Below are 12,897 nucleotides of genomic sequence, written 5' to 3' on the forward strand. Positions count from 1 at the left end.
GCTGGTCGCACGCGGTTTCGACTGCGTCGCGGATCCCAGGAACAAGCAAAGACAAAGGACTGCACAGCGCTATGACTAGCCGCATCGAGCTCGCCCGCGTGGACCTGCGCGGACGTACTCCCACTGCTGCCGAACTGCGCGCGGCTCTGCCGCGTGGGGGCGTCGACGTGGACTCGGTGCTGCATCATGTGCGACCGGTCGTGGAGGCGATTCGCGATCGGGGCGTGCAGGCCGCGCAGGAATTCAGCCTGAAGTTCGACGGCGTGCAGCCCGCCTCGGTGCGCGTGCCCGCCGCCGAGCTGGACAAGGCGCTCGCCGAGCTGGATCCGGCCGTGCGCACCGCCCTCGAGGTCGCCATCGAGCGCACCCGCAAGGTGCACAACGATCAGCGCCGCACCGACAAGACCACCCAGGTGGTGCCCGGCGGCACCGTGACCGAGCGGTGGATTCCGGTCGAGCGGGTGGGCCTGTACGTGCCGGGCGGCAATGCCGTCTACCCGTCCTCGGTCGTCATGAATGTGGTTCCGGCGCAGGCCGCGGGCGTGGATTCGCTCGTCGTCGCCTCGCCGCCGCAGGCCCAGTTCGGCGGCCTGCCGCACCCGACCATCCTGGCCGCCGCCAAGCTGCTGGGTGTCGAGGAGGTGTGGGCGGTCGGCGGTGCGCAGGCCGTGGCGCTGCTGTCCTACGGCGGCACCGATACCGATGGCGCGCAGCTGGAGCCGGTCGACATGATCACCGGGCCGGGCAATATCTATGTGACCGCCGCCAAGCGGCTGTGCCGCGGGCTGGTCGGCATCGATGCCGAGGCCGGGCCCACCGAGATCGCCATCCTGGCCGACGCCACCGCCGATCCGGTGCACGTGGCGGCCGATCTGATCTCGCAGGCCGAGCACGATGTGCTGGCCGCCAGCGTGCTGGTGACCGACAGCGTCGAGCTGGCCGATGCGGTGGATGCCGCGCTGACCGCGCAGATGGCGGTCGTCAAGCACCACGATCGCGTCGCGGAAGCCTTGTCGGGCAAGCAGTCCGGCACCGTGCTGGTCGACGACATCGCCCAGGGGCTGCGCGTGGTCAACGCCTACGCGGCCGAGCACCTGGAGATCCAGACCGCCGACGCCTCCGGTGTCGCGGCCCAGGTGCGTTCCGCCGGAGCGGTTTTCGTCGGTGCGTGGTCGCCGGTTTCGCTCGGCGACTACTGCGCGGGTTCCAATCACGTGCTGCCCACCGCCGGATGTGCCCGGCACTCTTCGGGTTTGAGCGTGCAGACCTTCCTGCGCGGGATTCACGTCGTCGAGTACTCCGAGGCGGCGCTGAAGGATGTCTCCGGACACGTTGTGGCGCTGGCCAATGCGGAGGATCTGCCCGCGCACGGTCAGGCTGTGCAGGCGCGATTCGGAGAGCTGCGGTGAATGCTGTGACCGTCCCCGGCTCGAATATCTCGCTCGCCGATCTGCCGATTCGCGACAACCTGCGTGGCAAGAGCCCTTATGGCGCACCGCAATTGACGGTGCCCGTGCAGCTCAACACCAATGAGAACCCGCACCCGCCGAGCAAGGCACTTGTCGACGATGTCGCCGAGTCCGTGCGCGCTGCGGCCGCCGACCTGCACCGCTACCCCGATCGCGACGCGGTCGAGTTGCGCACCGATCTGGCCGCCTACCTGACCCGCCAGACCGGCGTCGCACTGGACGTCTCGAACGTCTGGGCCGCCAACGGTTCCAACGAGATCCTCCAGCAGCTGCTGCAGGCCTTCGGCGGACCCGGCCGCAGCGCACTGGGTTTCGTGCCCTCCTACTCGATGCACCCGATCATCTCCGAGGGCATCGACACCGAGTGGATCGAGGCCAAGCGCAATGGCGACTTCTCCCTCGACATCGACTACGCGGTCATGGCGGTGGGCGAGAAGAAGCCCGACGTGGTGTTCGTGACCAGTCCGAATAACCCCACCGGGCACAGCATTCCGATCGCGGACCTGGAGCGAATCCTCGACGCCGCGCCCGGCATCGTGGTGGTCGACGAGGCGTACGGCGAATTCTCCGACGCCCCCAGCGCGATCACGCTGATCGACAAGTACCCGGCCAAGCTGGTCGTCACCCGCACCATGTCCAAGGCGTTCGCCTTCGCGGGCGGGCGGCTCGGCTACCTAGCGGCCGCGCCCGCGATCGTCGACGCCCTGTTCCTGGTGCGGCTGCCGTACCACCTGTCCGTGGTCACCCAGGCCGCGGCGCGGGCGGCGCTGCGGCACGCGGACGAAACCCTGGGCAGCGTCCACGAATTGGCGCGGCAGCGCGACCGGGTCATGGCCGCGCTCGCCGAACTCGGCTACGACGTCATTCCGTCGGACGCCAACTTCGTGCTGTTCGGCCGCTTCGCCGATGCCCCGCGCGCCTGGCAGCACTACCTCGACGAGGGCGTGCTCATTCGCGATGTCGGCATCCCCGGCTACCTGCGCACCACCATCGGCCTGGCCGCCGAGAACGACGAATTCCTGCGCGTCAGCGCGAAACTGGCGTCCGAGGAGCTGATCGCCCGATGACCACCGAACGTCCCGCCGACCGCATCGCGCGCGTCGAGCGCACCACCCGCGAATCCTCCATCGTGGTGGAGCTCAACCTGGACGGCTCCGGCAAGACCGACATCTCCACCGGCGTCCCCTTCTACGACCACATGCTGACCGCGTTCGGCCAGCACGGCAGCTTCGACCTCACCGTCCAGGCCAAGGGCGACATCGAGATCGAGGCCCACCACACCGTCGAGGACACCGCCATCGTCATCGGTCAGGCGCTGGGCCAGGCGCTCGGCGACAAGAAGGGCATCCGCCGCTTCGGCGACTGCTTCATCCCGATGGACGAGACCCTCGCGCACGCGGTGGTCGACGTGTCCGGGCGACCGTACTGCGTGCACACCGGCGAGCCGGATCACATGCTGCACACCATCATTCCGAGCGTCGCGCCGACCGCCTCGTACTCGACGGTCATCAACCGCCACGTCTTCGAGTCGATCGCGCTCAACGCCCGCATCGCCCTGCACGTGCGGGTGCTCTACGGCCGCGACCAGCACCACATCACCGAGGCCGAATACAAGGCCGTGGCACGGGCTCTGCGCGCGGCGGTCGAATACGACCCGCGCGTGACCGGCGTCCCGTCGACGAAGGGCTCGCTGTGACCAAGAAGATCGCCCTCCTCGACTACGGCTCCGGCAACCTGCACTCCGCCAGCCGCGCGCTCGCGCGCACCGGCGCGGAGGTCACCATCACCGCCGACCCCGAAATCGCCTTGAACGCGGACGGTCTCGTGGTCCCCGGCGTCGGCGCCTACGCCGCCTGCATGGCGGGCCTGCGCTCCGTCCGGGGCGAACGCATCATCGGCAAGCGCCTCTCCGGCGGCCGCCCCGTCCTCGGCATCTGCGTCGGCATGCAGATCCTCTTCGAACGCGGCGTCGAATTCGGCGTCGAAACCGAAGGCTGCGCCGAATGGCCCGGCACCGTCGAACGCCTCGACGCCCCCGTCCTCCCGCACATGGGCTGGAACACGGTGAAGGCCCCCGACGACAGCGTCCTCTTCGCCGGCATGGACGCCGAAACCCGCTACTACTTCGTCCATTCCTACGCCGCCCAGCACTGGGCTTGGAACGACAACGACTCCCAGATCGCCCCGGCCAAACTGACCTGGGCCGAACACGGCGTCCCGTTCCTGGCCGCGGTCGAAAACGGCCCGTTGAGCGCCACCCAGTTCCACCCGGAGAAGTCCGGCGATGCGGGCGCGCAGCTGCTGCGCAACTGGATCGACTCGATCTGACCCTGAGTCGTTCATCGGGGTGGATTCCGGAGCCGCAATGCGGGCGGATTCCGGATCCGCTCCGGGGGAGTGGCGACCTAGCCTGACTGGATCAGGAGGTCGTCATGAGAACCAGTGCCGTTCCGTTGTGGATCAGTGGTGTCTATGCGGTGGTCGCGAGTTTCGCGTTCGCGGCTACCGCTTCGGAGACAATGCTGCTGTATCCCAATATCTTTCGTGATATTCCCGAGTCGCTGGCGGAGACTCAGCAGTTCATGAGTGTGGTCGCGGTCGGGGATGTCATGCGGCCGATGGGTGGTGTGCTGACGCTGTGCGCGCTCCCGGCCGCCTATGTGGCGGTGCGGTATCGCACGGGGCGGGGCTGGACCGCCGCTTCGCTGGTGTTCCTGATCTCGGGGCAGTTCCTGCTGTCGATCCTCTATCAGTGGCCGCGCGCCACCGTCCTGTTCGATGAGCGCGACCGCCACAGCCTCGACGAGATCAACCGGGCGGCAACGGAATTCCTCATCGGGCAGGGCCTGCGCACCGCCGCGGCACTGGCCACCGCCGTTTTCGCGACCGCCGCGGCGCTCGCCTGGTATCGGGCCCGGATTCTGGCGCAGGCCACGACCTCGACCGCGCAGGCTCAGCCCGCCTGAGTCGGCCGGATCCGCGGGTGACACCTATCGTGGGTGGCCCCAACGAGTCTTGCTAGATTCGCTTTATGGACAACGCGACCGAAGCGGCCTCCGGCAGGCTGCGTGCCCTTCCCACCCGCCTCATCGGCCAGGTCGCGATCATCGCCAACCGCTGCACCGAAAAAGCGTTGGAGCCCACCGGTTCCCGCCGCTACCACTACGCCCTGCTGGCCACCCTCGACGAGCACGGCCCGCTGAGTCAGGCGGAGGCGGGCCGCCGCACCGGTATCGATCGCAGCGATGTGGTCGCCGCCGTCAACGACCTCGCCGACCGGGGCTTGGTGCGGCGTGCACCCGATCCGGCCGACCGCCGCCGCAACACACTCACCCTGACCCCCGAGGGCCGGGCCCACCTGGCCGATCTGGACCAAAGGCTCGAAGCGGCCCAGCGCGAACTGCTCCCGGGCTTCACCGCCGCCGAGCGCGCCAATTTCGTCCTCACCCTCAACCGCGTCCTCGAATCCCATGCCGGGGACCGCTGAATCTCATGCCGGGGACCGCTGACCGGCGAGGCCGACGGCGGCCGGGCGTTCGGTAACCACTAGGATGCTTGCGTGAGTCTTGTGCTGCTACCCGCCGTCGATGTCGCCAATGGTGAGGCCGTGCGCCTGGTTCAGGGGGAGGCGGGCAGCGAAACCAGTTACGGTTCGCCGCGCGACGCCGCTCTGGCTTGGCAGCATGCCGGGGCCGAATGGGTGCATCTGGTCGATCTCGACGCCGCGTTCGGGAAGGGCAGCAACCGTGAACTGCTGGCCGAGGTCATCGGCGAGCTGGATGTGAAGGTCGAGCTGTCGGGCGGGATCCGCGACGACGAATCGTTGAAGGCGGCGCTGTCCACCGGCTGCGCGCGGGTCAATATCGGCACCGCGGCCATCGAGAACCCGGACTGGTGCGCCCGCGCCATCGGCGAGTACGGCGACAAGATCGCGGTCGGCCTGGACGTGAAGCTCATCGACGGCGAATGGCGGCTGCGTGGACGCGGCTGGGTCACCGACGGCGGCGATCTGTGGGAGGTGTTGGAGCGGCTCGAGCGTGACGGCTGCTCGCGGTACGTGGTCACCGATGTCTCCAAGGATGGCACGCTGACCGGGCCGAACCTGGAACTGCTGGCCCACGTCGCCAATGCCTGTGAGGCCCCGGTCATCGCGTCGGGCGGCATCTCGGTTCTCGACGATCTGCGCGCCATCGCCACGCTGGTGGACGAGGGCGTCGAGGGCGCGATCATCGGCAAGGCGCTGTACGCGGGGCGGTTCACCCTGCCCGAAGCGCTCGCCGCGGTGCGATAGCCACGATGGCCGCCGAACTCGCCGAACTGCTCACCATCGCCAGTGGGGTACTCGACTCCGCCGCACCGCGTTTCGTCGAGGGCATCGGGGCTCCGAGCGCGGTCGAGAAGGGGCGCAACGACTTCGCCACCGAACTCGACCTGGAACTCGAGCGCACCGTCTCCGAGCTGCTGGGGGAGCGCACCGGAATCCCGGTGCACGGTGAGGAATTCGGCGGGCCGCAGCTGACCTCGGGCACCGCCTGGGTGCTCGATCCGATCGATGGGACGTTCAACTATTCGGCGGGCAGCCCCATGTGCGGGATGCTGCTGTCGCTGGTGCGCGACGGCGTTCCGGTGATCGGCCTGACCTGGCTGCCGATCTTGGGCCAGCGCTACGCCGCGATCGAGGGCGGGCCGCTGCTGCTGGACGGCAACCCGCTGCCGCCGCTGGCCCCGGCCAAGCTCGCCACCGCCATGATCGGCTTCGGCAGCTTCAATCTCGATGGGGCGGGCCGCATTCCGGGCATCTTCCGCTTCAATCTGCTGGGCGCGCTGAGCCGGCTGTCGGGCCGACAGCGCATGTACGGGTCCACCGGCATCGACCTGGCCTACACCGCCTCGGGAATCCTGGGCGGGGCCGTGGTGTTCGGACATCACCCGTGGGACAACGCGGCCGGCGTGGCGCTGGTGCGGGCCGCGGGCGGCGTGGTCACCGACCTGCTGGGGCGGGACTGGACCATCGAATCCGGTTCGGTGCTGGCCGCCGCGCCCGGCGTGCACGAGGAACTACTGGACCTGATCGCCGATACGGCCGATCGGGTCCGAGGAGAGGTAGAGCAATGAGTTTGGCAGTGCGTGTGATCCCCTGCCTGGACGTCGACGCGGGCCGCGTGGTCAAGGGCGTCAACTTCGAGAACCTCAGGGACGCGGGCGATCCCGTCGAACTGGCGGCCGCCTACGACGCCCAGGGCGCCGACGAGCTGACCTTCCTCGACGTCACCGCCTCCACCGGCGACCGCGGCACCATGATCGACGTGGTGACCCGCACCGCCGAGCAGATCTTCATCCCGCTCACCGTCGGCGGCGGCGTGCGCACCGTCGAGGACGTGGACCGGCTGCTGCGCGCGGGCGCGGACAAGGTGTCGGTGAACACCGCCGCCATCGCCCGGCCCGAGGTGCTGCGCGAGATGTCGGAGCGGTTCGGCTCGCAGTGCATCGTGCTGTCGGTCGACGCGCGCACCGTGCCCGAGGGCCAGGAGCCGACCCCGTCCGGCTGGGAGGTCACCACCCACGGCGGCAAGCGCGGCACCGGCATCGACGCCGTCGAATGGGCCGTCCGCGGAGCCGAATTGGGCGTCGGCGAGATCCTGCTCAACTCCATGGACGCCGACGGCACCAAGGCCGGATTCGACCTGCCCATGATCCGGGCCGTGCGCGCGGCGGTCTCGGTGCCGGTCATCGCCTCCGGCGGCGCGGGCAAGGTCGAGGACTTCGCGCCCGCCGTGCAGTCCGGCGCCGACGCGGTGCTGGCCGCCAGCGTGTTCCACTTCGGCGATCTGACCATCGGCCAGGTCAAGGACGCCATGCGCACGGAAGGAATCACAGTCCGATGAGCTCCCTCGACCCCGCCATCGCCGCGCGGCTCAAGCGCAACTCCGACGGACTGTTCGCGGCCATCGCGCAGGAGAAGAGCACCGGCGACGTGCTCATGATGGCCTGGATGGACGACGAGGCCCTCGCGCGCACCCTCGAAACCCGCAAGGGCACCTACTATTCGCGCTCGCGCCAGCAGTACTGGGTCAAGGGCGAGACCTCCGGCCACACCCAGTACGTGCACGAAGTCCGCCTCGACTGCGACGGTGACACCGTGCTGCTCGTCGTCGACCAGGAAGGCGCCGCCTGCCACACCGGCACCCACACCTGCTTCGACACCGATGTCCTGCTGTCGCAGGGAGATTCGCTGCTGACCGACGAGGGCTGAGCGTCAACCGTTTTCGCGGGTCACCCACCCCGTCATTCCGGCATGTTTTTGGCCGGAATCCACACTGCCATGGTGGATCCCGGCCAAAAGCATGCCGGGATGACGAGCCTGGCGGCGTACGCCGGGATGATGAGCGGGGGACGGCGGTGGCGGCTAGCCGGATTCGTGCCCGTTCAGGTCGACGTGCGAGATCGGCCGCCCCGAGCGGCCGAGTCCGCGGGACATGCCCTTGTCCAGCTGCGCCACCAAGGTCTCGCCGAGTTCGAGCAAGTCCTTGGTCTGCTGGGCGTCCAGGCCGTCGAAGACCAGCCCGCGCACGCACTCCATATAGCCCGGCGCGGCCTCGGTGACCTTGCGGAATCCGGCGTCGGTCAGCACCGCCTGTGCCCCGCGTCGGCCGGTGATGGTGACGCGCTGTGCCCAGCCGAGTCGCTCGAGCTTGGAGACCACATGCGAGAGCCGCGATAGCGATGCGTTTGCCTTTTGCGCAAGCTCGCTCAGTTGCAACCGATGGCCCGGTTCTTCGGAGAGCAGAGTCATCACGAAGTATTCGAAATGGGTAATCCCGGACTCACGTTGCAGCTGAGTATCCAACGCGGCGGGCAATCTGGTCGTGAGCGCGACAAGGGTACGCCAAGCTCGCTGTTCCATGGGATTCAACCACTTGGTCACCGTGCGCGCCCTCTCGTAGCAGCCAAGTGACCCGTTGTGCGGAACGATAAGTGAGCCTGCGATACCGCATCGAACGAGTCACTCGCACGTCAAAGTTTGCCACGATTTCGCTCGTCAGTCACGGTGTTGCTGAATGACGTGACATCGATCACGCGTGTCGCGTGGCTGAATCAGTTCGCGCCGACTTCCGGAGGATTAACCGGGGTTTCCGGCGACACGCGCGGCTTTTCCTGTTCTGCACGCTGCTTCTCGGCACGATGACGGCGGAATCGCCTGCGCAGCAAGAGAAATGCCACCCCCAGGAACAGCACCGCGGCCACGATCGCACCCGCCAGCGCGGCCCCGCGGAATCCCGGCGCGTCGACATCGAGAACACGCTCCCCGGCGTGGGCGGCATTCGAGTTGCCCCACACGATGGTCAGCGTCAACAAATTCGGGATCGCGGTGACCAGTGCGAGAACCGCCGCGGCACCACCAATAAACCTACCGCCCCGTTTGCGCCAGCGGAGACCCGTCAGCAGCAACAGGAAGAGTGGCACAGCCGTACAGACCGCGCCCATTATCAGGCCGTACCAGATCCCTTTTGCGAAACTCCCGCTGACCATTTCGCCGATGCGCTGCGCCCACCAGCGCGGCAGAAATGACGCCAGAATCAAATACGTCACCCACAGCACCGCCACCGCGATGACCGCGGCGATGATTCGATTGCGCCACGTGACGAAGCTCGACCGCTTTCGCTCCGACTGCTCGGTACTGGGCGTAGTCATGCGCCCAGGGTATGTCCGATTCCCCGACCCACGAAGGACCGACGCTCCGAACCGTGACGCAACCGCGTCGAACCTCGGCTCAGCCGCGCGACTTCAGGAACTGCAACGCCTCGTCGGCATGCACATTGGCGCGCAACTCGCTCGAGATCACCTTGGCGACGGTCCGATCCGGGTCGATCACGAACGTCGTCCGCTTCACCGGAACCAGCGCGCCCAGTAGCCCGCGCTTCACGCCGAACTCGGCGGCCACCTTGGCTCCGGGATCGGACAGCACCGGGTAGCCCAGCCCCTGCTTCTCGGCGAAACCGGACTGCACCTCGACGGAGTCGGCGCTGATTCCCACGCAGGTGGCCCCGACGGCCTTGAATTCCGTTGCCAGGTCGCGGAAGTGGCACGCCTCGGCGGTGCACACCGGCGTGTTGGCCGCGGGGTAGAAGAACAACACCACCGGACCGTCCGCGAGCAGCGACTCGAGCGAACGCGTGGTGCCTGATTGATCCGGAAGCTCGAAGTTGGGAGCGAGCTGACCTGCCTTCATAACCCGCACCCTACCCAATCCATCGCGCACGAGCTATTGGACAACCCCGCTGCGCCCCAATCGAACTCCCGCCTGTGGCTGCTCGGTCGGCGATTCGTCCGTTGGGACTGTGAACATGTCGGCCCGCCAGCTCCTCGAACCGGGCTGACTGCTCGGGGCCGACGCGCTCTCGTGGCATCGGGTTCGGCGGGTACTTCGCTCCCCCGAATCCCCTTGATCTGCTTGGGGGTCCGGGGGAGTGTCCCCCGGAGCCCCAACCACCCCCGACACGGGTGTCGGAACCTGCCTCAAACTCCGATGAGGGCGGCGACCTCGGGGTTCTTGATATCCATGACGTCGAGGATGCCGTGTGCGCGGAGGAACGGCTTGAGTTCCCGGATGCGGTCGGTGTGCTCGGCGTACTCGTCCGGGAAGCTGTGCGGATCCAGCGCTTCCAGGGCCTTCACATACGTGACGAACGAGGCGATGGCGGAGTACTTCCCGCCGGTGTTCATATTCATCATCCGAGGCGGCTGGCCGGGCATGATGCCCGGGGCCATCTGCGGAGCTGCGTGACGTGGACCCTCCGGTGCTACCGGTTGCGAGGGGTACATCTGTGTTGAACTCCTCTCGAAAAGGGGGATACCGCGTGCGACCGCCGCGAGTGTAGTGATGACCGCTTCAGGTATTCGCCGCAGGTGCCGCCTCGGCTGGGCCGCCGAGTGCGATTTCTGAACCGGTCGGCGGGCCTGGAATGATGGGTGAATGCACGGCGCGCATGGTTTGCCTCTGAACGCGGCTATCGACACCACCACCTCCCGGGAGCAGTTCCGGGCGCTCGCGGCCGACCACCGGGTGGTTCCGGTGGTCCGAAAGGTGTTGGCGGACTCCGAGACTCCGCTCTCGGCCTACCGCAAACTGGCCGCGGACCGGCCCGGCACCTTCCTGCTGGAGTCCGCGGAGAACGGCCGCTCCTGGTCGCGATGGTCGTTCATCGGCGCGGGCAGCCCCAGCGCCCTGACCATTGTGGACGGCCAGGCGGCGTGGATCGGCCAGACCCCCGCCGACGCGCCCGTGGGCGGCGACCCGCTGGCCGCGCTGCACGAGGCGCTCGAGGTGCTGCGCACCGAACGCCTGCCCGGATTGCCGCCCTTGACCGGCGGTCTGGTCGGCTACCTCGGCTACGACATCGTGCGCCGCATGGAACGCCTGCCCCAGCACGCCACCGACGACCTGCGGGTCCCGGAGATGGTCCTGATGCTGGCCACCGACCTGGCCGCCTTCGACCACCACGAGGGCGCGATCACCCTCATCGCCAATGCCGTCAACTGGAACGGCACCGACGAGCGCGTGGACGAGGCCTACGACGACGCGGTGGCCCGCCTGGACCGCATGACCGACGCCCTGGCCGCCCCGGCCGACTCCACCGTCTCGGTCTTCGACCGCCCCGAGCCGAACTTCCGCCGCCAGCGCACCTCCGACGAGTTCGGCGCGGGCGTGCGCCGCCTGATCAAGGAGATCGAGGCGGGCGAGGCGTTCCAGGTGGTGCTCTCGCAGCGCTTCGAGATGGACTACAGCGGCTCGCCGATCGACCTGTACCGCATGCTGCGCGCCTCGAACCCGAGCCCGTACATGTACCTCATGCACATCCCGGACAGCGAGGGCGGCACCGCGTTCTCCATCGTCGGCTCCAGCCCCGAATCGCTGGTGACGGTGAAGGACGGCGTGGCCACCACCCACCCGATCGCGGGCACCCGCTGGCGCGGCGTCACCGAGGAGGACGACCTCCTGCTCGAAAAGGGCCTGCTCGCAGACGAAAAGGAGAACGCCGAGCACCTCATGCTCGTCGATCTGGGCCGCAACGATCTGGGCCGCGTCTGCGAACCGGGCACCGTGAAGGTCACCGAGTACCGCCACGTCGAGCGCTACTCGCACGTCATGCATCTGGTGTCGACGGTCTCGGGCCGCCTCAAGCCCGGCAAGGTCGCCCTCGACGCCGTGCAGGCCTGCTTCCCGGCGGGCACGCTGTCCGGCGCGCCGAAGGTGCGGGCCATGGAGCTCATCGAGGAGCTCGAGCCCACCCGCCGCGGCGTCTACGCGGGTGTGGTCGGCTACCTGGACTTCGCCGGTGACGCCGATACCGCCATCGCCATCCGCACCGCCCTGCTCAAGGACGGCACCGCCTACGTCCAGGCGGGCGCGGGCATCGTCGCCGATTCGGATCCGGACTACGAGGACGTCGAATCCCGCAACAAGGCGATGGCGGTTCTCAAGGCCATCGCCGCCGCGGAGACGGTGCGCGCCTACCGGCCGAGCTCGGACCGATGAGCGATCCGGACCCCGATCGGGCACCGGGAGCAGAACGGGAAAACGCGGCGGCGCAACCTGATTCGTCAGGCAACGATGCCGCGAGCACGGCCGAACGCGCGATAGCGGCCGATCTGGCCGAGGCCGAGGCGAATGCCGCGGCGGCCGAGGCCGACGCCAAGGCGGCCCCGGACAAACGCCGCAAGCCCCTGGCCGCAGTCGCCCTGCTCGCGCTGGCGGCCGTCCTGCTCTGGGCGTCCTCGCGGATGAACTGGGCGACGATCGAGATCACCAGCGATTACGGCCTGCCCCGCAAGAAGGACCTCGACGGCGGCGTCTGGTTCGCCCCCCTGACCCCGCTGGCCCTGGTCTTCCTGGCCACCATCGCGGCGGTCTTCGCCACCCACGGCTGGTGGCGGCGCGGCGTCGGCGTGATCGTCGCGATTGTGTCCGCCATGGCCGCCGTCCCCGCCTACGCCCTCCTCACGCACCACGGCACAACCGACCGTGCGACCCGGCTCGCCGAACTACACGGCGGCGACCACGCGGGCGCGGTGACGACCTCGGCGCTACCCGCGCTGGTCTCCCTGGCCGGCGCGGTGTCCGCCTTCGCGGCGGGCCTGCTGCTGGTCCGGCAGTCCGCCGAGGCTCCACGCATGTCCGGCAAGTACGACAATCCGGCCAATCGGAAGCTCTCGGCGGCCGAGCAGGTTGCCGCGCATCACGCCCGGGTCCGCGATGCGGAATCCGCATCACAGACCGCGCCGCGGGAGCAGCTCTCGGGCCGCGTGCTGTGGGATGCCCTGGACGAGGGCGTGGATCCCACCGACGAGGAAACGAATCAGCCTGCCGCGCACGATGATCCAGGTAACGACGGATCGCGCGACAAAAGCCACTGAGCTGGGTGGGGAA

At 68.5% G+C, this 12,897-nt stretch carries 16 protein-coding genes; 12 read left to right on the forward strand and 4 right to left on the reverse strand.

The genetic code is table 11. From position 1 onward, the window contains the following. Positions 1-71 precede the first annotated feature (71 nt). From hisD to hisI, 10 genes are all read left to right on the forward strand, one after another. Positions 72-1,409, forward strand: a complete 1,338-nt coding sequence (gene hisD, locus ON43_RS12680; RefSeq protein WP_040807184.1) for a histidinol dehydrogenase — start codon at positions 72-74, stop codon at positions 1,407-1,409. Then, complete coding sequence (locus ON43_RS12685) at positions 1,406-2,536, forward strand: histidinol-phosphate transaminase (protein WP_040807185.1); 1,131 nt, start codon at positions 1,406-1,408, stop codon at positions 2,534-2,536. Before hisD ends, ON43_RS12685 begins: the two co-directional genes overlap by 4 nt. Next, a complete protein-coding gene (hisB, locus tag ON43_RS12690; RefSeq protein ID WP_040807186.1) occupies positions 2,533-3,165 on the forward strand; it encodes an imidazoleglycerol-phosphate dehydratase HisB in 633 nt (210 codons plus the stop codon). The genes ON43_RS12685 and hisB overlap by 4 nt, the downstream gene beginning before the upstream one ends. Next, on the forward strand, positions 3,162-3,797 hold the full coding sequence (hisH, locus tag ON43_RS12695; protein WP_040807188.1) for an imidazole glycerol phosphate synthase subunit HisH: 636 nt from the start codon (positions 3,162-3,164) through the stop codon (positions 3,795-3,797). Before hisB ends, hisH begins: the two co-directional genes overlap by 4 nt. Positions 3,798-3,901: 104 nt before the next feature. Next, positions 3,902-4,435, forward strand: a complete 534-nt coding sequence (locus tag ON43_RS12700) for a hypothetical protein (protein WP_040807189.1) — start codon at positions 3,902-3,904, stop codon at positions 4,433-4,435. Between the two features lie 65 nt (positions 4,436-4,500). After that, entirely contained in the window at positions 4,501-4,956 is a 456-nt protein-coding gene (locus ON43_RS12705) for a MarR family winged helix-turn-helix transcriptional regulator (protein WP_040807191.1), read from the forward strand. A 72-nt stretch (positions 4,957-5,028) separates the two neighbouring features. Then, positions 5,029-5,760: a bifunctional 1-(5-phosphoribosyl)-5-((5-phosphoribosylamino)methylideneamino)imidazole-4-carboxamide isomerase/phosphoribosylanthranilate isomerase PriA gene (priA, locus tag ON43_RS12710; RefSeq protein ID WP_040807193.1), complete on the forward strand. Its 732-nt coding sequence runs from the start codon at positions 5,029-5,031 to the stop codon at positions 5,758-5,760. Positions 5,761-5,765: 5 nt separating this feature from the next. Continuing rightward, entirely contained in the window at positions 5,766-6,584 is an 819-nt protein-coding gene (locus tag ON43_RS12715; protein WP_040807194.1) for an inositol monophosphatase family protein, read from the forward strand. Then, entirely contained in the window at positions 6,581-7,354 is a 774-nt protein-coding gene (gene hisF / locus ON43_RS12720) for an imidazole glycerol phosphate synthase subunit HisF (protein ID WP_040807195.1), read from the forward strand. The genes ON43_RS12715 and hisF overlap by 4 nt, the downstream gene beginning before the upstream one ends. Further along, positions 7,351-7,722 carry a phosphoribosyl-AMP cyclohydrolase gene (hisI, locus tag ON43_RS12725; RefSeq protein WP_040807197.1) on the forward strand — a complete coding sequence of 124 codons (372 nt, stop codon included), beginning with the start codon at positions 7,351-7,353 and terminating at the stop codon, positions 7,720-7,722. Before hisF ends, hisI begins: the two co-directional genes overlap by 4 nt. Positions 7,723-7,875: 153 nt before the next feature. On the opposite strand, the gene ON43_RS12730 is transcribed toward hisI, so the two are convergent. From ON43_RS12730 to ON43_RS12745, 4 genes are all read right to left on the reverse strand, one after another. Beyond that, positions 7,876-8,373: a MarR family winged helix-turn-helix transcriptional regulator gene (locus ON43_RS12730; protein ID WP_051178372.1), complete on the reverse strand. Its 498-nt coding sequence runs from the start codon at positions 8,371-8,373 to the stop codon at positions 7,876-7,878. A gap of 191 nt (positions 8,374-8,564) precedes the next feature. Next, the gene (locus tag ON43_RS12735) at positions 8,565-9,161 is read right to left on the reverse strand and encodes a hypothetical protein (protein ID WP_040807198.1); all 597 of its coding nucleotides are present in this window, start codon (positions 9,159-9,161) and stop codon (positions 8,565-8,567) included. Between the two features lie 79 nt (positions 9,162-9,240). Further along, positions 9,241-9,699 (reverse strand): peroxiredoxin, encoded by a 459-nt coding sequence (locus ON43_RS12740; protein ID WP_040807200.1) that lies wholly within the window; start codon positions 9,697-9,699, stop codon positions 9,241-9,243. Between the two features lie 287 nt (positions 9,700-9,986). After that, complete coding sequence (locus ON43_RS12745) at positions 9,987-10,193, reverse strand: hypothetical protein (protein WP_245568558.1); 207 nt, start codon at positions 10,191-10,193, stop codon at positions 9,987-9,989. A 250-nt stretch (positions 10,194-10,443) separates the two neighbouring features. Between ON43_RS12745 and ON43_RS12750 the strand changes: the two genes are divergently transcribed. Both ON43_RS12750 and ON43_RS12755 read left to right on the forward strand, forming a co-directional pair. Then, on the forward strand, positions 10,444-12,006 hold the full coding sequence (locus ON43_RS12750) for an anthranilate synthase component I (RefSeq protein ID WP_040807203.1): 1,563 nt from the start codon (positions 10,444-10,446) through the stop codon (positions 12,004-12,006). Then, positions 12,003-12,884 carry a TIGR02234 family membrane protein gene (locus ON43_RS12755; RefSeq protein WP_083913363.1) on the forward strand — a complete coding sequence of 294 codons (882 nt, stop codon included), beginning with the start codon at positions 12,003-12,005 and terminating at the stop codon, positions 12,882-12,884. Before ON43_RS12750 ends, ON43_RS12755 begins: the two co-directional genes overlap by 4 nt. Positions 12,885-12,897 lie beyond the last annotated feature (13 nt).

Origin of the sequence: Nocardia concava NBRC 100430 (assembly GCF_000308815.1) — a bacterium.
Classification (GTDB): Bacteria; Actinomycetota; Actinomycetes; order Mycobacteriales; family Mycobacteriaceae; genus Nocardia; species Nocardia concava.

Coding starts and splice junctions, on each gene's coding strand:
- hisD (WP_040807184.1), top strand. CDS start 72: ATGACTAGCCGCATCGAGCTCGCCCGCGTGGACCTGCGCGGACGTACT.
- hisB (WP_040807186.1), top strand. CDS start 2,533: ATGACCACCGAACGTCCCGCCGACCGCATCGCGCGCGTCGAGCGCACC.
- ON43_RS12700 (WP_040807189.1), top strand. CDS start 3,902: ATGAGAACCAGTGCCGTTCCGTTGTGGATCAGTGGTGTCTATGCGGTG.
- ON43_RS12705 (WP_040807191.1), top strand. CDS start 4,501: ATGGACAACGCGACCGAAGCGGCCTCCGGCAGGCTGCGTGCCCTTCCC.
- ON43_RS12715 (WP_040807194.1), top strand. CDS start 5,766: ATGGCCGCCGAACTCGCCGAACTGCTCACCATCGCCAGTGGGGTACTC.
- hisF (WP_040807195.1), top strand. CDS start 6,581: ATGAGTTTGGCAGTGCGTGTGATCCCCTGCCTGGACGTCGACGCGGGC.
- hisI (WP_040807197.1), top strand. CDS start 7,351: ATGAGCTCCCTCGACCCCGCCATCGCCGCGCGGCTCAAGCGCAACTCC.
- ON43_RS12730 (WP_051178372.1), bottom strand. CDS start 8,373: ATGGAACAGCGAGCTTGGCGTACCCTTGTCGCGCTCACGACCAGATTG.
- ON43_RS12735 (WP_040807198.1), bottom strand. CDS start 9,161: ATGACTACGCCCAGTACCGAGCAGTCGGAGCGAAAGCGGTCGAGCTTC.
- ON43_RS12740 (WP_040807200.1), bottom strand. CDS start 9,699: ATGAAGGCAGGTCAGCTCGCTCCCAACTTCGAGCTTCCGGATCAATCA.
- ON43_RS12745 (WP_245568558.1), bottom strand. CDS start 10,193: ATGAACACCGGCGGGAAGTACTCCGCCATCGCCTCGTTCGTCACGTAT.
- ON43_RS12750 (WP_040807203.1), top strand. CDS start 10,444: ATGCACGGCGCGCATGGTTTGCCTCTGAACGCGGCTATCGACACCACC.
- ON43_RS12755 (WP_083913363.1), top strand. CDS start 12,003: ATGAGCGATCCGGACCCCGATCGGGCACCGGGAGCAGAACGGGAAAAC.